Source organism: Mucilaginibacter sp. KACC 22063, assembly GCF_028736115.1.
Taxonomy (GTDB): domain Bacteria; phylum Bacteroidota; class Bacteroidia; order Sphingobacteriales; family Sphingobacteriaceae; genus Mucilaginibacter.
Window position 1 is genome coordinate 2,913,666 of record NZ_CP117877.1, and the last position, 19,561, is coordinate 2,933,226.

17 protein-coding genes are annotated in these 19,561 nt (G+C 41.2%); 10 read left to right on the forward strand and 7 right to left on the reverse strand.

Features of this window, described 5'->3' with window-relative positions; translation table 11 throughout:
* Window positions 1-63 precede the first annotated feature (63 nt).
* Window positions 64-1,623, reverse strand: a complete 1,560-nt coding sequence (locus PQ461_RS12535) for a RagB/SusD family nutrient uptake outer membrane protein (protein ID WP_274205867.1) — start codon at window positions 1,621-1,623, stop codon at window positions 64-66.
* Window positions 1,624-1,641: 18 nt separating this feature from the next.
* The gene (locus PQ461_RS12540) at window positions 1,642-4,761 is read right to left on the reverse strand and encodes a SusC/RagA family TonB-linked outer membrane protein (RefSeq protein WP_274205868.1); all 3,120 of its coding nucleotides are present in this window, start codon (window positions 4,759-4,761) and stop codon (window positions 1,642-1,644) included.
* A gap of 715 nt (window positions 4,762-5,476) precedes the next feature.
* On the opposite strand from PQ461_RS12540, the gene PQ461_RS12545 reads away from it, so the two are divergent.
* Complete coding sequence (locus PQ461_RS12545; RefSeq protein WP_274205869.1) at window positions 5,477-7,405, forward strand: 7TM diverse intracellular signaling domain-containing protein; 1,929 nt, start codon at window positions 5,477-5,479, stop codon at window positions 7,403-7,405.
* Between the two features lies 1 nt (window position 7,406).
* Here the strand turns inward: PQ461_RS12545 and PQ461_RS12550 are convergent, their stop codons facing one another.
* On the reverse strand, window positions 7,407-7,658 hold the full coding sequence (locus PQ461_RS12550; RefSeq protein ID WP_274205870.1) for a hypothetical protein: 252 nt from the start codon (window positions 7,656-7,658) through the stop codon (window positions 7,407-7,409).
* Between the two features lie 112 nt (window positions 7,659-7,770).
* Here PQ461_RS12550 and PQ461_RS12555 point away from each other — a divergent pair, with 112 nt between their 5' ends.
* Window positions 7,771-8,160 carry an SPW repeat domain-containing protein gene (locus tag PQ461_RS12555; protein WP_274205871.1) on the forward strand — a complete coding sequence of 130 codons (390 nt, stop codon included), beginning with the start codon at window positions 7,771-7,773 and terminating at the stop codon, window positions 8,158-8,160.
* 2 nt (window positions 8,161-8,162) lie between these two features.
* On the opposite strand, the gene PQ461_RS12560 is transcribed toward PQ461_RS12555, so the two are convergent.
* On the reverse strand, window positions 8,163-8,999 hold the full coding sequence (locus PQ461_RS12560; RefSeq protein WP_274205872.1) for an MBL fold metallo-hydrolase: 837 nt from the start codon (window positions 8,997-8,999) through the stop codon (window positions 8,163-8,165).
* Window positions 9,000-9,416: 417 nt separating this feature from the next.
* Here PQ461_RS12560 and PQ461_RS12565 point away from each other — a divergent pair, with 417 nt between their 5' ends.
* Genes PQ461_RS12565 through PQ461_RS12600 form a run of 8 tightly spaced genes read left to right on the forward strand, consistent with a single transcriptional unit; the run spans window position 9,417 to window position 15,883 of the window.
* Window positions 9,417-10,103 (forward strand): GNAT family N-acetyltransferase, encoded by a 687-nt coding sequence (locus tag PQ461_RS12565; RefSeq protein ID WP_274205873.1) that lies wholly within the window; start codon window positions 9,417-9,419, stop codon window positions 10,101-10,103.
* A gap of 7 nt (window positions 10,104-10,110) precedes the next feature.
* On the forward strand, window positions 10,111-11,298 hold the full coding sequence (gene argG / locus PQ461_RS12570; protein WP_274205874.1) for an argininosuccinate synthase: 1,188 nt from the start codon (window positions 10,111-10,113) through the stop codon (window positions 11,296-11,298).
* 2 nt (window positions 11,299-11,300) lie between these two features.
* Window positions 11,301-11,648 (forward strand): cupin domain-containing protein, encoded by a 348-nt coding sequence (locus tag PQ461_RS12575; protein WP_274205875.1) that lies wholly within the window; start codon window positions 11,301-11,303, stop codon window positions 11,646-11,648.
* Between the two features lie 19 nt (window positions 11,649-11,667).
* Entirely contained in the window at window positions 11,668-12,702 is a 1,035-nt protein-coding gene (argC, locus tag PQ461_RS12580) for an N-acetyl-gamma-glutamyl-phosphate reductase (RefSeq protein WP_274304009.1), read from the forward strand.
* 53 nt (window positions 12,703-12,755) lie between these two features.
* Complete coding sequence (locus PQ461_RS12585; RefSeq protein WP_274205876.1) at window positions 12,756-13,112, forward strand: four helix bundle protein; 357 nt, start codon at window positions 12,756-12,758, stop codon at window positions 13,110-13,112.
* A gap of 44 nt (window positions 13,113-13,156) precedes the next feature.
* Window positions 13,157-14,281: an aspartate aminotransferase family protein gene (locus PQ461_RS12590; RefSeq protein ID WP_274205877.1), complete on the forward strand. Its 1,125-nt coding sequence runs from the start codon at window positions 13,157-13,159 to the stop codon at window positions 14,279-14,281.
* A gap of 44 nt (window positions 14,282-14,325) precedes the next feature.
* On the forward strand, window positions 14,326-15,273 hold the full coding sequence (locus PQ461_RS12595) for an N-acetylornithine carbamoyltransferase (protein ID WP_274205878.1): 948 nt from the start codon (window positions 14,326-14,328) through the stop codon (window positions 15,271-15,273).
* Window position 15,274: 1 nt separating this feature from the next.
* A complete protein-coding gene (locus PQ461_RS12600) occupies window positions 15,275-15,883 on the forward strand; it encodes an FMN-binding negative transcriptional regulator (RefSeq protein ID WP_274205879.1) in 609 nt (202 codons plus the stop codon).
* 37 nt (window positions 15,884-15,920) lie between these two features.
* Here PQ461_RS12600 and PQ461_RS12605 read toward each other — a convergent pair whose 3' ends face one another.
* From PQ461_RS12605 to PQ461_RS12615, 3 genes are all read right to left on the reverse strand, one after another.
* Window positions 15,921-16,673 (reverse strand): SDR family NAD(P)-dependent oxidoreductase, encoded by a 753-nt coding sequence (locus PQ461_RS12605; RefSeq protein WP_274205880.1) that lies wholly within the window; start codon window positions 16,671-16,673, stop codon window positions 15,921-15,923.
* Between the two features lie 76 nt (window positions 16,674-16,749).
* The gene (locus PQ461_RS12610; RefSeq protein ID WP_274205881.1) at window positions 16,750-18,003 is read right to left on the reverse strand and encodes a cation:proton antiporter; all 1,254 of its coding nucleotides are present in this window, start codon (window positions 18,001-18,003) and stop codon (window positions 16,750-16,752) included.
* A 112-nt stretch (window positions 18,004-18,115) separates the two neighbouring features.
* Window positions 18,116-19,423 carry an NAD(P)/FAD-dependent oxidoreductase gene (locus tag PQ461_RS12615; protein ID WP_274205882.1) on the reverse strand — a complete coding sequence of 436 codons (1,308 nt, stop codon included), beginning with the start codon at window positions 19,421-19,423 and terminating at the stop codon, window positions 18,116-18,118.
* Between the last annotated feature and the right edge of the window lie 138 nt (window positions 19,424-19,561).

Below are 19,561 nucleotides of genomic sequence, written 5' to 3' on the forward strand. Positions count from 1 at the left end.
GGAAATCCGCTTTCTGTTTAAAAGTGCTAAGTTAATACACATGATGGTTTAGGTTGAGCAGCATTATTTTGTTCCGCCCCACTCTTTGGTTTGTTCAATCTTACTGTTATAGGTTTCAGCTACAGGTATTGGGAAAATCTCATTTTTACCTGCAACAAAGCCTTTGTAACCTAATTTAGTTGCAGCATCGCCCCAACGTACAAGGTCTAACCAACGCAGGCCTTCACCGGCAAACTCTGCACGCCTTTCTTTTTTGATGTTATCCATTGTAGCTGCTACCGGGTTAAGGCCTACACGTGCCCTTACGGCATTAAGCAACTGGTAAGCGCGTGAACCTGTACCTGTGGCACCACCACTTTGTATAATGGCCTCAGCTTCCATGAGGTAGGTGTCAGCCAAACGGATCTCATAAAAATCAAGAGGGAAATTAAGCTCCAATTGGCCGCTTACTGCTTTGGTTGAATTACGCCCCGCCCATTTTTCAATAAAGTGGCCTGTATTCTGATAAGCATGCTGATAGGTTACTAATCCTGCTTTTTCCAAACTATCCAGATCAGCTACCGAAGCATTTTTGCGAGGGTCGAAATGAATGAAGTTGTAAAAATCGTCAGTATAAGGCTGTCCGCTCCAACCGGAAATATAATCGGGTGCACCATTAGCAGCGCCTTTAGTGGTAATAGAGTAACCACGGGGACCAACTAAAATACATTCCTGGTTACCTTCGCCCGAGCTTAAGTTACCCCAACCTGTATTGGAGGTAGAATTGTATACTAATTCAAAAATAGATTCAGAGCTGAACTTCTTCTTCGGATCAAAAAGATCTTTAAAGTTCTTAACCAGTTGATACCCGTATTTGCTTGGTGCAGTACCTGGTGACGTACCGTTTACATCAGCAAGCTCGGTAACGGCTTTAGCGTAGTCTTTTTGCCATAAATAAATACGACCAAGTAAGGCATGTGCGGTACCTTGTGTAACACGACCACCTTCTGTAGATGCGGGCACAGTAACAGGCAAATCTGGTGTTGCCTCTGCAATATCTTTATAAATCTGTGCATAGATATCTGCCGCTGGCGACTGAACAACAGTGTAGATCTGGTCTGTTGGTGTAGGTGTTAAAATCAAAGGCACTGCTTTAAAAAAGCGCACTAAGTCAAAATAAAAATACGCTCTTAAAAATTTAGCCTCTGCGGTATAACGTTTTCTTGTAGCATCATCCATTCCCGGTACGCTTCCGATTTTGCTCAGCAATACATCTGCACGGTAAATACCGGTGAAGCCTTTTTTCCAAAGGTGCCCGGCAGCGCCGTTCATGTATGATGGCGTCATGCTGTAGGTAGCTACCGATTGCAGGTCGCCAATGTCTGTGGCAGAAGCGCCACCCGCCCAATGGTCGTCGCTGGCTACGTTCATAATAGCCGTTTTATTCATGTAGCTGGTGCTAATAGATTGATTGCCAGCCATATCATAAACTGCTACCAACGCCTGGAAAGCTTGGGTTGAGTTTTGATAAAATGCAGTTTCTAAGGTTAAGTCATGCGGGTTTACATCCAGGTAACTTTTGCATGAACCAAATATTTGCATGCCAAGAGCTATTGCAGCCACATATGTAAGTTTTCTTCTCATTGCTCTAAAAGTTTTTAATTAAAATCCAATGTTTACACCAGCCATAAATGAACGGGCTTGAGGGTATGCACCGTGGTCAATTCCAAATGTTCCGCCGCCGATTTCAGGGTCGTAACCGGTGTATTTAGTAAAGGTTACCAGGTTCTCGGTCAATACATATACTCGCAGACGGTCTAACCCTACCTTGCTTGATAAAGCTTTAGGGAAGGTATAACCTAACTGCATGGTTTTAATCCTGAAGAAGTTTCCGCTTTGCAGATACAGTTTAGAGAAGTTACCGTAGTTTTTGTTATTATCGCTATCTGTAACACGTGGCAGGCTTGCATTAGGGTTGCTTGGTGTCCAGCGGTCTAAAATGGTAGTCTGGTAATTAGCGTTTAAGATATCCAAACGGCGCAAGCCCTGGAATATCTGGTTGCCACCCTGGCCAATACCAAAGGCGGTAAAATCGAAGCGTTTGTAGCTTAGGTTTAGCGTTAAACCGTAGGTAACAGTTGGCAACGAGCTACCGATGTTAGACCTGTCATCAGATGTAATTGAACCATCACCATTTAAGTCGGCCCATTTCACATCACCTGGCTGTGCATTTGGCTGTATTTTTTTGCCTAATGCACTGGTATAGCTATCAATTTCTGCCTGTGTCTGGAAGATACCCAGCATGGTGTAACCATAAAATGCATGCATTGGCCCTCCTACGGTTGAACGGGTTACGTTACCCAGCGTTTGGAAAGTACCTTCGCCGGCTTCGGTAAATGTTTGGCCGGGTTGTATGTAAAGTACCCTGTTCTTATTGAATGACATGTTACCGTTAACCCCTAAGTTGAAATCGCCGAACCGGTGATTATAGCCTAACTCAAACTCCCAGCCGGTGTTTTGCATATCACCCAGGTTATAGAAAATGTTGTCGGCATAACCTAAGTAATTTGGCAGGCCTGGCGCTTGCAGAATGCCCTTAGTTTTCTTTTTATACCAGTCAACAGTTAATGTGAAATCATTTAACAGGTGTGCATCAAAACCGATGTTGGTTTGCGATGTCTGTTCCCATTTCAGATCAGGATTACCTGGCCTGCCGGGGCTCCAGCCGATGGTGCTGGCATCACCTGTACCATAAGTGTAGTTTCTGCCGCTACCAATTGATGAGATATAAGCAAAGTTCGGCAAGCCGTCATTACCTACCACACCATAGCTACCGCGTATTTTTAAGAAATTAACGTATTGGTTTTTAGGAAAGAAGCTTTCGCGTGTTGGTACCCAACCCACTTGCGCTGATGGGAAAGTACCATATTTGTTATTAGCACCGAAACGTGATGAACCATCGCGACGGATAATACCTGTAAACAGGTATTTCTCGTCATAAGCATAAGTACCACGTGCATACAACGAGCTTAGTTTATGACGTACACCATCAGACGCATCGGCCTGCCTGTCGGTAGTAATTGGCTTATAGTTAAATGTATTCTGGAAGAAATTATTAGCGATTACGTTATAAAAATCAACAGTAGTACCCATTGAGTTACCGTCCATATAACTACCCTGACCTAACAAAATGCTGGCATCATGTTTACCAATTGTTTTTCCATAACTCAACGTGTTCTCAAAGTTGTAGAACAGGTTGTAATTCATTTCGCGGTGCGAGTTGGTACGGGTGTTTGATGTAGATGAATTTAACCAGAAGGTAGGCACATATCTTTCAGTACCATAAAATGCCATTTTAGTACCTAAAGACGAGTTTAGTTTAAGGCCTTTAATTGGCTCTATTGTTGCAAATACATTACCCACAAAGTTATGGTCCCAGTTATAGTTACCAATCCTAACCTGCGTATACGCCAATGGGTTAACAATTTCCTGTGCTACCAGGCTTGATACGCCGTAAGGCTGGCCTTGTGCATTGCGCACAACATTCTGGTTGCTGTAAGGCGCTTTAGCAAGGTTTGTCGGGTTGGTTTCAATAGCCGGTGTAAGCGGGTCAAGGTTGATCGCATCAGATAATGAACCACCAAACTCACTGTTCTCGTTTCCTACACCGCTACTTACAGAATGGCTGTAACCTAAGTTTTCGCCAACGGTGATGTATTTTGATAAATTATAAGTAGAGTTTAGACGGATATTGGCGCGGTTGTACTTGGATATCGGTGTAGAAACGATACCATCTTGTGTGATATAACCGAATGAAGAGAAAAACGTAGATTTTTCGCTACCACCAGAGATACTTGCCTGGTGCTGCTGGCGGCGGGCATCATTATTAAAAATCAGCGATTGCCAATCGGTACCTGTGCCGAGATTACTTACATCCGCTACAACCGGTGCCTTGCCTGCATTAGCTGCCGACTCGTTTCTGATGGTTGCATATTGCTGCGCATTTAGCAGGTCTAACTTTTTAGCAGGTGCCTGCGTACCATAAAAACCGTTATAGCTTACCGTGATGCGACCTGCTTTACCTTTTTTGGTAGTTACCAGAATAACACCATTTGCAGCACGTGTACCGTAAATAGCTGCCGAAGCTGCGTCTTTTAATACTTCGATTGATGCAATGTCATCTGAGTTAATATAGCCGATACCGCCGTTATCCACAATCTGGCCGTCAACTACCCAAAGCGGGTCGTTGCTTGAGTTTGATGCAGTTGAAAACGTTGTAAAACCACGTACACGCACTGTAGAAGATGTACCCGGCTGGCCATTGTTTTGTAAAATGGTAACACCCGAAGTACGGCCCTGCAGCGCTTGTTCAATACGGTTGATCGGTTGGTTTTCCAGTTGCTTTGCACCTACGCTTGAAATAGCACCGGTTACAACGCTTTTCTTTTGTGTACCATAACCTACTACCACAACCTCATTAAGGTTATTCTGGGTTTCGGTAAGGGTGATGTTAAGATTGGTTTGGCCGCCTACCTGCACGTTTTGAGTGGCGTAACCAATGTATGAAACTGTTAAAGATGCATTTGGCGGAATGCGTAAGGTAAAGTTACCGCTTAAGTCGGTCACTGTGCCGTTTGGGGTACCGTTTGCTTTTATAGTTACACCTGGCAAAGGCTGGCCTTTACTGTCGGTAACTTTACCTTTAATGGTTGACACTTGTGCCATTGCCATTGAAAAGCCAACTAAAAGCAATAAAATAAATAGCGTAAATTTTTTTCTCATAAAGTTTAATTGATTGGGTCAAAGTTTAATTGAGGGTAGCAGTAGAAATGCTACAGATAGAGGCATAAGCGCTTATTTAGCCATAAGCTGTCAGGTTAATTTTGAACATAAGTGGGTTAATTGGTTTATAACAGATTGCCTTATACGGAGTGTATAATTGACAATATGAGCTCAAAATTATCGAAACGTAAATGATAAAAACAAATAATTTTATTCATAAACACCTGATAACTAAATATTTATAAATAAAATAATACGCTTAATGAACTGATGGTTTATAAGCTAAATCAATCATTATAAGCAGGAAATAATAAGTGGATAAGCACGTGTTGCAGAATAGCAATACGCATTAAGCACATTAAAAAAAGATTAAAAAAATTTAATGTCGAGGTACGGAGATCCGGAAAAATCGCCTTTTAAAAGGTTTGAATTGTCAAAACTGTACGTATTTAACAACTTCCGACAGTTATTCACCGTCACTTATAACTAAAAGACAACGTTTTGCTTTAATTGTAAGAAAAACGGTTATTCTTAGTTTTCCAACAAAGATTAAAAACTATTACAAGAATTGTAAGCTACAACGTTATAATTATTCCAATGTTTCAAATAATTTACAATGCTTTGATATTAAAAGTGCCTCAAATATCTTTATAGAACGCACTGAAGCGCATTTTAACTGCATAAAACCAATTATAAATCATTCTAAAATTATTTGATGGTAAAACGTTTACGTTGTCTGTTTTTTTTCTTGTTGATATTAACTACTGCTCATGCCCAGCAGATCGTGAATATTGATAACTCCACAAAGCAGGTTATATTTCATACTGCTGATATTAAATGGCTGGAAGATGCCGGAGACCAGTTTACGTTTAACCAGATCAGCAGCGCTGACTTTCAAAAAAACTTTAAGAATAATCCAGGCTACTACCCTAAAAACTATCATCATCAGTCTGCTTACTGGTATAAGATTACAGTAAGATATACCGAAGATATATCCCCTTCCGCCGTATTTGAGTTTTTTGACCAGACGATAGACCATGTATCTATTTACATGCCCGATGAGCATGGGAATTACATTAAGAGTACTGCCGGATCTGCGGTTCCATTTTCAAAAAGATCATTTCTGCATAAAAACTTCGAGTTTCCGATAGAAGCTAAATCAGCAGGTGTTCGAACTTATTACTTTAAAATAAAATCTAAAGAAAGTATCAATGCTATCATTGTATACCGCACCATCCCCTATTTTATCCATTATGCCATAACAGAATACCTTACGTATGGCTTATTCTACGGAATGATCCTGATATTCTGCTTTCATAACTTACTCATGTTCATTGCCATACGTAAACGGGAATATCTGATTTACGTATTGTATATTTTAAGCATCGGTGTTTATGAAATGTGTACAGATGGTATTGCATTTCAATTTCTGTGGCCAAACTCGCCGCATTGGAATCAATATGCCTATGGCACTGCCCTGTTTTGCATCAGCATTTTTGCTTTAATATTTACACGCGATCTGTTAAGGGTTAAAACTCAGGCTCCCAAATTGTATAATGTTCTTAATTACCTGATCATCGCCCGTTCGGTTTACTTTTTATTCTGCCTGCTGTTTGATAAAAGCCTGTTCTATTACAAATTCATTGAGTTTGTGCCGCTATTTATGGCTTACTATACAGGTATTACCATTTGGCGCAAAGGATATAAACCCGCACGCTTTTTTGTACTGGGATACAGTGTACTATTGCTTGGCTTTTTGTTTAAAGCATGTACAGTGCTTGGCTACCAGCTTTTCTTTCCCGGCTACATCGGACATTATAGTTTAAGCTTTAGTTTTATTATGGAAATGGTATTCCTGTCTTTTGCCATTGGCGACCAGGTACGTGTGCTGAGAAAGGAAAAGGAAGAAGCCCGCGAGGAAATGATAAGGCAAATGAATATTAATAGCCAGTTAAAGGACTCTATTAACCAGGAGCTGGAGATTCAGGTAGCCAAAAGAACACGTGAGGTAGTTGAAAAATCTCAGGAGATTTTAGAACAGGCACATATTATTGAACAGCAAAATCTTGAATTGGTAACCATAAACCATCAGTTAGAAGAACAGGCAGCAGAAATTTCGCGGATGAACGTATTGCTTGAAAAAGATAATATTCAGCTGAAAGATAATTTTGAAAAAGCGACTGATGCACTGGCTTTATCAACCGAGCTTTCTTTCGAAGAGTTTAGCGCCAAATATCCCGACCAGGAAAAATGCAATAAGTTTTTAGCAGAAATTAAATGGAACAAAGGCTTTAGCTGTATTAAATGCAACAATAAAACTTACAATACCGGTCGTGCCCCGCATAGCCGCCGTTGTACCAAATGCGGTTATGAAGAGTCAGTATTATTTAATACTATCTTTCAAAATAGCCGCATACCTATTAACAAGGCTTTTTACCTGGTATATCTGATGTACACCAGCAAGGGCACGATATCATCCTATCAATTATCTGAAAAACTTGGCATAAGGCAAAGTACTTGCTGGCAATATGCTATAAAAGTGAAGAAAGTAATGGATGACCGTAAAAAAGGCCGCAGAAACAATAGCCAGGGTTGGAGCAAATTAATTATGGCCCCCTTAGTAAAGGATACGGCTGATAAATGATCTAATTTATTTTGCCTTTGTTATCCCAATGATCTTTAATTAATTCACCGTTTTCATTCTCTAAAATGCGGCGTGCAAAACGTTCGCCTTTTATAGTTCCGTCATCCTTTCGCTGACCGATAAATAATAGTATTGGCCTTCCCTTTTCATCAGTTTTAAAGGATAGGTCGTACCTGCTAAAAGTTGTGTCTATCCAACTCAGAGGTTGATAAATTTTGTTCGTGATTTTTAGTATCTCCTGACCTAATTTCATCGCCCTCACATTAGTTTAATTTTTTTTGAAAGAACAAATGCTTTTTTGACTTGTTTTTAGCAATATTGCATCAGATTTGATTTTGCAAACAATAAGACTTCAATAACATTACATGAAACCATTTATTTCACCAAAAGCTCAAGGCGTATTAGCTTATATTTTAGGTATTTTATTAGCATCGTCCCCTTGGTTATTCGGCTTTTATAAGTTTGGTGGCGCTGCCTTGTTTATGCCGTTGTGTATTGGTAGCATGATTACCATCATGTCTATATTCAGCACAACCGGTGGATTTATCAAAGTGTTCCCAATCGCAACCAATTTAACACTTACTACTTTTGTAGGATTTATTGTGATGGTTTCGCCATTTTTATGGGCGTTCTCCAACAATGTGTGGATACCACATTTTGCTTTAGGACTATTAGTGTTCGGACTTGGAATATTTAGTACTTATTCACCATTTACTACAGATGAGGTACATACTTTTGACGCTCGCGGAAGATAGTATCAGAATAAAGAATATTGAACAGGCTGTATAGTGGTAAACTGTACAGCCTTTCTTTTTTGTCTGTTAGGTTCGGCAGTGATATGATAAACAGCCGACTCATTATATCTTGAGGCCACAACAATTTCGGTTTCCCCGGCATATTCATCAAATAAACCCTTTACCAGTTCGGGACTGTTATTGTCTTTTGATAAATGCGCCAACAGCAGGTGGCTCATGTAAGCCGGTTTGTGCTTCTTAAATAACTCTAAAGCCTGCGAGTTAGACAAATGCCCCCTTCCCCCGCTAATACGGCGTTTTAAATGATAAGGGTAACGCCCGCCCATCAGCATTTGTTCATCGTAATTAGCTTCTAAAAAAGCAGCATGGCATTCGGCAAAATTGCGCACCACATGCTCGCATGCAGAACCAATATCCGTGATCACTCCGATTTTAACCCCATTGCTCGATACGGTAAAACTGTGCGGTTCAGAAGCATCATGAAACTTAGGGAATGCAGTTATCGACAAGCTGCCAATCTGCACAGGCTGATAAGCCGTAAAGGACTGTATAAGCTGGTCGTTCAACAGCATGCGGCTGTAAAGGTGTGTGCCGCTTGTGATATAAACCGGCAACTGATACTTGCGTTGTAGCACCGGGATGCCATTGATATGATCAGAATGTTCGTGCGAAACAAAGATTGCTTTCACGTTGTCCATGCTAAGGCCAATCCTCGTCATGCGCTTTTCGGTTTCCCTGCATGATATTCCGGCATCAATTAACACCGCCTCTGTGCTATTACCCACGTAATAACAATTCCCGTTACTCCCCGAATTTAATGATGCAATAAACAATGACATATACAGATGCAAAGTAACCTATTTTACTAAAATTAATAGCAACATAAATGAATTTTATTTTATGGTGGTTGATTGTTTTGGCGGCCCTGAATATTAATTACATAACAATCACATTTTTTACTTGCATAAATAAAAAATTATGCAATAATTTGCACCAAATTACAAAACAGTACAACACTATAAAAAATGAACGTTCAGGGCACATATAAACCAGTTTGCAGGGCAAATTTTGCACCTGTTACTGTTGCTTTGAGTTTCACTGATTTTGTTATCTCTCCCTCTCGACGAAGGATCTATATTCCACGGGTTTGATTTAAGCGCTGACTTAAACTGACCTGATCCTGAAAAGTGTAAAACACTTTTTCCCTAAAACATTTTATTTATAACGGCATTACGCCAACGTTAAAGGGTTTATAAATGACCATACAAGATTTTGATATTATAGTTGCATCCGAAAAGCACGTTGACTTTGCAGAGCAAATTACAGTAGAGATGGCAGAATCTGCTAAAGCCCGTGGTACCGGTATAGCGCAACGCTCGCCCGAATATGTGGCCAACAAAATGCTTGAAGGTAAAGCTGTTATCGCTTTACATAAAGACGGCAGATGGGCGGGTTTCTGCTACATTGAAACATGGAGCCACGGCGACTTCGTTGCTAATTCGGGGCTTATTGTTAATCCCGAGTTTCGTAAAGCAGGTTTGGCTAAAGCTATTAAACACGTAATATTTCAGCTTTCGCGTAAAAAATATCCTAACTCAAAAATCTTCGGTTTAACCACCGGCTTAGCCGTCATGAAGATCAACTCAGAGCTTGGTTACGAGCCTGTAACCTATTCAGAACTTACGCAGGATGAAGAGTTTTGGAAGGGTTGCCGCAGTTGCGTTAACTACGACATATTGATGAGCAAAGAGCGTAAGAACTGTATGTGCACTGCCATGCTTTATGACCCTGCCGAAAAACAGAAGTTTGAGGAAGAAAAATTTAAGAAGATTGCACATAAAGCAACTTTGCTCGAGCGTATTGAGCAGGCGCTTAAAATGCGTACCCATAAAATACTCACTATTGTAGGAGCAGCAGCTCTCATCCATAAACTATTCGATTAAACATATCATGAAGAAAAAAGTAGTTTTAGCCTATAGCGGCGGCCTTGATACCTCTTTTTGCTGTATCTATTTAACCCGGGATCTGGGTATGGAAGTACACTCGGTAATTGTAAATACCGGTGGCTTCAGCGATGAAGAATTAAAAGCGGTTGAAGAGCGCGCTTACCAAATGGGTGTAACATCGCACCATGTGGTTGATGAGACTGAAAACTTCTACAATACCTGTATTAAGTATCTTACCTTCGGTAACGTACTAAAAAATAACACCTATCCGCTTTCTGTAAGTGCAGAGCGCGTTAGCCAGGCTACAGCTATTGCCAACTACGCAAAAGAAATAAATGCCGAATACGTTGCCCATGGCAGTACTGGTGCAGGTAATGATCAGGTTCGTTTCGACATGATCTTTAATATCCTGATCCCGAATGTTCAGATCCTTACCCCTATCCGCGACCTGAAGCTAAGCCGCGAGGAAGAGATCGAATACCTGAAAAAACACGGTGTTGAAATGAATTTCGAAAAAGCGAAATACTCTATCAACAAAGGTATATGGGGCACATCTGTGGGTGGTAAAGAGACCTTAACATCAAACCTTGGCCTGCCAGAAGAAGCATGGCCTACACAGGTAACTGAAAGCGAGCCTAAAAATATTGAGCTTGAATTTGTAAAGGGCGAACTGGTTGCTATCGACGGTAAAAAGTACGATCACCCTACCAAAGCTATACAGGCTTTACAAGCTATAGCACAGCCTTACGGCATTGGTCGCGACATACACGTTGGCGATACCATTATCGGAATTAAAGGCCGTGTAGGTTTCGAAGCAGCTGCGCCTATCGTGATTATCAAAGCACACCATACGCTTGAAAAACACGTGCTTACCAAATGGCAGCTTTCATGGAAAGACCAATTATCATCTTTCTATGGTAACTGGTTGCATGAAGGACAATTTCATGACCCGATCATGCGCGACATTGAAGCCTTTTTAAACAGCACGCAAGATAAAGTGAGTGGTAAGGTTTATGTGCAGCTTTATCCATATCGTTTCCAGGTGACTGGCATCGAATCTGATCACGACCTGATGTCGAGCAAATTTGGCAGCTACGGAGAAATGAACAATGCCTGGACCGGTGAGGACGTAAAAGGGTTCTCAAAGATCTTTGGTAACCAGGTAATGATCTACCATAAAGTAAATAGCTAAACATGAACCAGCCGATTGACAAAAACTCTGCTTTAAACCAGTATTACTGGGGAGATAATTGCATCGGCTGGAACTATATAGATCGTGACGATCTATCTGTAAAACAGGAGTTAATGCCTACCGGCACAAAAGAGGAATTGCATTATCATGCTTATGCCAATCAGTTCTTCTTCATCCTTAACGGCGAAGCAACTTTTGAGATAGATCAGGAAGTAAAGACTTTATCAGCGCATCAGGGTATTGAAATTAAAGCAGGAAGCAGGCACCGTATCATTAACAACGGTAACCACGACCTTGAATTTATTCTATACTCACAACCATCAACAAAAAATGACAGGATCAACTGCTAACACAGGTATACCTACTGTAATGGTGCCTTTAGCCGGTGGCGAAAAAATAAAAGCCGGTATTATAGGCGGTGCCGGTTATACCGGTGGCGAACTGTTACGCATACTGGTAAACCACCCATCTGTTGATATTGCTTTTATACACAGCAACAGTAACGCAGGCAATTTTGTATATGAAGTGCATACCGATCTTTTTGGTGATACCGCCCTTAAGTTCACTGATGTATTTAATTACAACATCGATGTATTGTTCCTTTGCGTTGGACATGGGGATGCCCGTAAGTTTCTGGAAGCGAACCCGTTCCCTGCCAACATTAAGATCATTGATCTAAGCCAGGACTTCCGCCATACAGAAAAATCATCCATAGCTTACGAAAATTTATCCGGCGACAATCAGCCAGCAACACGCAACTTTGTGTACGGACTACCGGAGTTACAACGCGGTGCTATAAAAAAAGCAGATAACATTGCCAATCCGGGTTGTTTTGCAACATGCCTTCAACTGGGCTTATTGCCATTAGCATCAAAAAACTTATTGAACAGCGAAGTACACATTACTGCTACTACTGGTTCTACCGGTGCAGGCCAAAGTCTTTCGCCAACTTCGCACTTTACATGGCGTAATGATAACCTATCTGTTTATAAAGCTTTTGATCATCAGCATTTAAAGGAAATTAAGCAATCACTTAAACAGTTGCAGGATAACTTTGAGCAGGATGTAAACTTTATACCTTACCGGGGCGACTTTACACGAGGCATTATTGCCTCGATATACTTAAACAGCGATTTAACTGCCGAGGAAGCCGTTAAATTATATACAGATTATTATACTTCGCACCCGTTTACGCATGTTACTACCCGTAACATTGACCTTAAGCAGATTGTGAACACTAATAAATGCTTTATCCAGGTACAGAAAAAAGGCAATAAGCTTTTTATCATCAGCATTATGGATAATCTACTTAAGGGTGCATCCGGGCAAGCAGTGCAGAACATGAACTTGATCTTTGGACTGGAGGAAACAGCTGGTTTGAAATTGAAAGCAGCGGCATTTTAGGTGAAAGTAGCTTAAAGCAAAAAGGTAAAAGCTGAAAGCTAAGACAGAACAAGATGAGGGATTATAAAAAATTAGAAATATGGAAAAAAGCACACGAACTAAACCTGTTTGTGTATTTGAACATATTACCAAAATTCCCTTCACATGAACAGTTTGATCTAAAAAGTCAGACTAAAAGAGCTTCTTATTCTGTCCCCTTAAATATTGTTGAAGGCAGTGGTAGATTCACTGAAAAAGATTTCACCCACTTTTTAGACATGGCACTGGGTTCAATACATGAACTGGAATACTGTAGCTTGCTTTGTAGGGATCTTTCATACATTGACGAAGTATTATATCAAAACGTTAATTCACAAATCAATGAAGTCAAAGCAATGCTGATTGGCCTCATTAAAACTATTAGAAAGTAAATAGCTTTTGGCTTTGCGCTTTCTGCTTTAAGCTTTAATAAAAAATGAAACTATTTGACGTTTATCCAATTAATCCCATTGAAATTGTTAAGGGTATTGGAAGTTTAGTATATGACGATAAAGGAACTGAATATTTAGACCTTTATGGCGGACATGCTGTAATATCAATCGGCCATACTAACCCGCATTATGTAAGCCGTTTGGAAGACCAGCTGCATAAGATCGGTTTCTATTCCAATTCGATTGAAATTCCTTTACAGAAAGAATTAGCCGAGAAGCTTGGCCAGGTATCTGGCAAAACAGAATATCAGCTATTTTTATGCAACTCTGGCGCCGAGGCTAACGAGAATGCCTTGAAACTGGCATCATTTTATAATGGTAAAAAGAAGGTAATCGCTTTCCGCAAATCATTTCACGGCCGTACATCTTTAGCAGTAGCTGTGACAGACAATCCTAAGATTGTTGCCCCTGTTAACGAAACCGATAACGTGATCTTTCTGCCTTGGGCAGATGAAGCAGCTCTTGAAGAGGCTTTTAAAAACAACGAAATATCATCAGTAATTATTGAAGGTATACAAGGTGTTGGCGGTATCCAGGTAGCCCCTATCGATTTCCTGAAAAAAATCCGTACACTGTGCGACGAATATAACGCTGTTTTCATTGCGGATAGTGTACAGTGTGGTTATGGCCGTACAGGAAAGTTCTTTTCTCACGACTTTGCAGGCGTAGATGCCGACATCTATAGCATGGCAAAAGGTATGGGCAATGGCTTCCCTATTGGTGGTATTATTATATCGCCAAAAATACAGCCTGTTTATGGTATGCTGGGCACCACTTTCGGCGGTAACCATTTGGCTTGTGCTGCAGGTTTAGCAGTATTGGAGGTAATGGAGCGCGATAACCTGATGCAAAATGCAACAGACGTTGGTGGTTACCTGATAGAAGAGCTTAAAAAGTTTAATAAGGTAAAAGAGATTCGCGGACGTGGCTTAATGATTGGCATTGAATTGCCTGAAGAGTTAGCGCATGTACGTAAGGATTTGCTTTACAAACATCACATTTTCACCGGCGAAGCTAAACCAAATGTAGTAAGGCTATTACCGGCTCTCAATTTAACTAAAACTTACGCCGACAGATTTCTGGAAGCTTTTAAAACAGTACTTAATTAATAATTAGCTTTAAACTTTAGGCTTTTAGCTTTAAGCTTATAAACATGAAACTTTTTACATCCGTAAACGACGTACAAGATATCAACACACTGGTTGCAGAAGGATTACAATTAAAAAAAGATCCGTATGCATTTCAGCAGTTAGGTAAAAATAAAACTATTGGACTTGTATTTTTAAATCCAAGTTTGCGTACCCGAATGAGTACCCAGAAGGCTGCCTTAAACTTAGGCATGAACGTAATGGTGCTGAATATGGATAAAGAAGGCTGGGCTTTGGAGATGCAGGACGGCGCCGTAATGAACGGCAACTCTGTTGAGCACGTAAAAGAAGCAGCAGCCGTTTTAGGCCAGTATGTTGATATTATTGGTATACGTTCCTTCCCGGGGTTGAAAGATCGCGATGAAGATTACAGCGAGCAGGTGTTTAATAAGTTTGTGCAATACTGCGGCGTTCCGGTGGTAAGTTTGGAGTCCGCAACCCGCCATCCACTGCAAAGCCTTGCCGACCTGATCACTATTGAGGAGTTAAAAACTAAAGATCGCCCTAAAGTAGTATTGACCTGGGCGCCGCACGTTAAGGCTCTTCCGCAGGCAGTACCCAACTCATTTGCCGAATGGATGTGCAAAGCCGATGTTGATTTTGTAATTGCTCAACCCAAAGGCTATGAGCTAAGCACCGAATTTACTAACGGGGCCACCATAACTTATAACCAGGATGAGGCATTAAAAGATGCTGATTTTGTGTACGTTAAAAACTGGTCAGCCTATGAGCCATACGGCCAGGTGCTGCCCGGTAACGCAGACTGGATGTTGACTGCCGACAAGCTTAAAATCACCGATAATGCAAAAGTGATGCATTGTTTACCGGTAAGGCGCAACGTAGAGCTTTCTGATGAGGTATTAGATAGCGACAATTCTATAGTTGTGCATGAGGCGGGTAATCGTGTTTGGGCGGCTCAGGCTGTCTTAAAACAAATGTTAGAAAATCTGTAGCATGTATATCCCAAAGCATTTTCAAATCAGCGATCACGATGAAGCCATCAGCTTTATTAAAAAGTACAGCTTCGGCACACTGGTTACTATTGAAAATGCTTTGCCTGTTGCTACACATATCCCCTTCACTGTACGCCAGGACGGTGAAAACTTGATCTTATCCTCTCATCTTGCATTAGCTAACTCACAGTCGCAATCACTTACTGAAAATAAGGCACTGGTCATTTTCACCGAACCCCATGCTTATATTTCGCCGAGCAATTACGAGAAGCAGCAAAATGTTCCCACCTGGAATTACATAGCGGTGCATGCCTACGGCGATATAACCATTGTTAACGATGAACAGCAAAAGCTTACCATGCTGGAAGAAATGATAGCAAGCTATGATGCCAATTACATGCAGCAATGGAATGGCCTATCGATGGACTACAAGCTAAAAATGCTAAAAGGGATTGTTGCGTTTGAGCTGTTAGTTACCGATCTGCAAGGCAAAAAGAAACTGAGCCAAAACCGTTCAGACCAGGAAAAACAAAATATCATCAGTACGCTCAATGCAAGCCCCCACCAAACCGACTGGGACATTGCTACTTACATGAGTAAAGAAAAGTAAGAAGCCGCACAGAATTTTCAGTGCGGCTTTTTAGCATTTACCTGGCCAAATAACCGCCATCAATATTATAATAAGAACCGGTTACAAATGATGCTTTGTCTGAGCTTAGCCAAAGCACTAATTCTGCTACCTCATCAGCTTCACCTAAACGGCCTATCGGGTGCAAGCCTACCAAAGCTTGTCTTGCAGTTTCGTCTAATGATTTTTCTATTAATGGTGTATTGATAAAACCTGGTCCAATAGCATTTATACGCAAGCCTTTTGAAGCATATTCAACCGCTGCTGTTTGCGTAAGCCCTACTACACCATGCTTTGCTGCTGCATAAGCAGCTGAATTTGCAAAACCAACCTGCCCTAATATAGAGGCCATGTTAATGATTGCACCGCCACCACTGCTTAAAATTGCCGGTATCTGGTAGCGCATTCCGTAAAAAACGCCATTAAGGTTAATGCTGATCACCTTGTCCCATCCATCCAATGGATACTCTCCTACTGGAGAAGTCGGTCCGCCTATACCCGCATTATTACAGCTAATGTGCAACGCACCATATTTTTCAACAGTCTGTTTTACCAAGGCCTCGTTATCTTCCGGTTTGGCTGTATCTGCTTTAATAAAGAAGGCTTCGCATCCGCTCTGCTTTATTTGCTCAGCAACCTTCTGCCCATTTTCTTCAACGATATCACTTACAATTACTTTTGCTCCTGCTTCTGCATACTTTAACGCAACGGCTTTTCCAATGCCCGAACCGGCCCCGGTTACTATGGCTACTTTATCTTTTAATAATGACATAATTGTTTGATTTAGCTACTATCAAAACGGTAAAAAAGACTTTTAGTTTAACAAATGTGTCTTAATGACACACCAATTATATTGACGGATCAACATCTTTATAACTGCGGCCGATCAATTTATTTAACGATAACCCTTGCACTATTACAGAAAATATAACCACAAAATAGGCCCCCGCTAAAATCACATACCTAAAATGATTGTGCGGCAGAGACAATGCAAGCGCGATGGATATGCCTCCTCTTAATCCTGCCCAGGTTAGTATATTGACATTGCTGTAGTTGATATTTAACGAACGGCGCAAAAACGTAAGTGGAATCATAATGCTGATCCAGCGTGCAATCAAAATCAAAACAATGGAAACCGTTCCTGTTATCCAGTAATTATTAAGGAATGGGAGTTCGATGATCTGCAAGCCGATCATGACAAACAAAATGGTGTTCAGTATTTCGTCTATCAGCTTCCAGAATCTTTCGAGCGACTGGTGGGATGTTTCCCGTTTAGTACTGTTAATTGATCGGATACTGTTAATAATACCGGCCGAAACTACCGCCAAGGGTACAGACAGATGCCATATAGTGCCCATTACCGATAACCCCATAACCAGGCCTAATGACAGCAGAACAATGGTTTGAAAATCGTCGATGGAATGCATCATGCGGTTAACAAGATAACCACAGATCAAACCCAAGCCCACGCCCCCAAACACTTCACGAACAAACAAAAGCAGCGTTTTGCTGATGTCGACGTGCATAGTATTGCGTTGTACAAGCTCTAAAATGGTAATAAACATGACCAGCCCTACCCCATCATTAAAAAGTGATTCGCCGGTGATGATGGTTTCAAGGTGAGCAGGAAGCTTTGATTTGGTAATAATGGCCGATACAGCAACCGCATCGGTAGGTGACACAAGCGCCCCGAACAAAAAACAGTATAATAGCGGAATTTTGATGTGTAAGAGGGTCATTACACCGTAAAACATGCCTCCGAACGCGGCAGTGGATAACATAACACCGATAGTACTTAATAAAAGCACAGGCCGCATCTCGCGTTTAAGCTTGTGCGCATCAATGTTAAACGACCCGGAAAAAAGCAGGAAGCCCAGCATAATGTTCAGTACAGCTTCTGAAAAATCAATGTTTCTGGCTAATGAGGTAAGATATTTAGAAAAGGCAGGATTAACGCTGTCAAATACAATGATGAGTATGGAAACCACAGTGGCAATCAGCATAATGCCTATGGTAATCGGGAGCTTTATAAATCGCGCGTTGATATAAGAATAACCAGCGCTTACTATTACAAGAAGAGCAATAATTGCAAATAAATCCATGGTAAACAGTCAATAAACCAAGTCGCAAACAGCATCTGCAACATACATTTCAACAGCTTAATGCTGTGTTCGGTAACGGCTTATTCACTAAACCTGACTATTCCCAAATTGTTTACTTCGCAACAGGGTCTGTCATCATCGTTTCATTATCAAAATACCTGACAATCATCCGGTTATCACTATTTTTGGTAATATAATTTATTGCCCAGCTTGCAAAAACAATTACCTTATTGGCAAAGCCTGCTAAGGACATGAGGTGGACGAACATCCATAGCAGCCAGGCTACAAAACCATGGAACTTCAGCTTACCAAGATCGGCAACTGCCTGGTTGCGCCCCACAGTAGCCATACTGCCCTTATCATGATAAACAAAGGGTTCTGTAGGTTTCCCTTGCACCAATGCCACCAGGTTTTTAGCCAGATGCTGTCCCTGCTGCATAGCAGCAGGTGCAACCCCGGGATGGCCATTAGGATATTGAGGTGAGATACTTGCGGCCACATCGCCTATGGCAAAAATATTTTCGAAGCCTTTAACACGATTGATCTCGTCAGTTTCTATACGGTTGCCCCTAACTACAATTCCCGATGGCAAACCGTCAGGCACTTCGCCCTTTACGCCTGCCGCCCAAAACACGTTTTTACATTTGATGTTGATCCCGTTATCAATTTTAACGCAATCGCCATCGTAACTGGTTACGTGTACGCTGTTGTAAATCACCACGCCTTTTTCGGTCAGGTATTCCTTCGCCTTTGCCGATGCTTTATCCGAAAAAGCGCCTAATAATACTTCCTTACCTTCGGCGATGTATACACGCATATGCTCTTTACGCAGATCAGGATAATCGGTATCTAATATATGCAGCCGCATTTCTGCAAGCGCACCTGCAAGTTCTACACCCGTTGGACCACCGCCGACAATTACAAAGGTAAGCAGCGCTTTACGTTCGGCTTCGTCTTCCGTTGCGGCTGCTTTTTCAAGATTTTGTAATACCAGGCTGCGAATGTTTAACGCTTCCGGAATATTCTTCATGGGCATGGTAAAATGCTCGATCTGCTTGTTCCCGAAAAAGTTAGTATTGGCTCCTGTAGCAATAACCAGGTAATCATACTTGATATCTCCCATTGAGGAAGTAGTTACCGTATTGCTTTCCGGGTTAATGCGGGTAACCTCAGTGAGGTGAAAGTTGAAGTTTTTCTGCTTGTAGAATATCCTGCGCAGCGGAAAGCCAATGGCGTCTGCTTCAACAGCGCCCATGGCTACCTGATAAAGTAAAGGTTGAAAAGTATGGTAATTATGCTTATCCAGCATAAGCACTTCAACAGGTTTTTTATTCAGTCTTTTGGCAAGCTGCACGCCACCAAATCCACCGCCAACAATTACAATACGAGGGGTTCCGGGCGTGGTTTCTTGTAACTTCATAGAGGGCAATAATACTGTTATTTTCTATTTCGATAAACAAAGTAACCGCCTTTAACATGTTATGTTTCTGTTAATACCAATTTATGACACCAAAATGGGGAATATATACTATTTTAGTGGGCTAATGGCTCTCAGAGG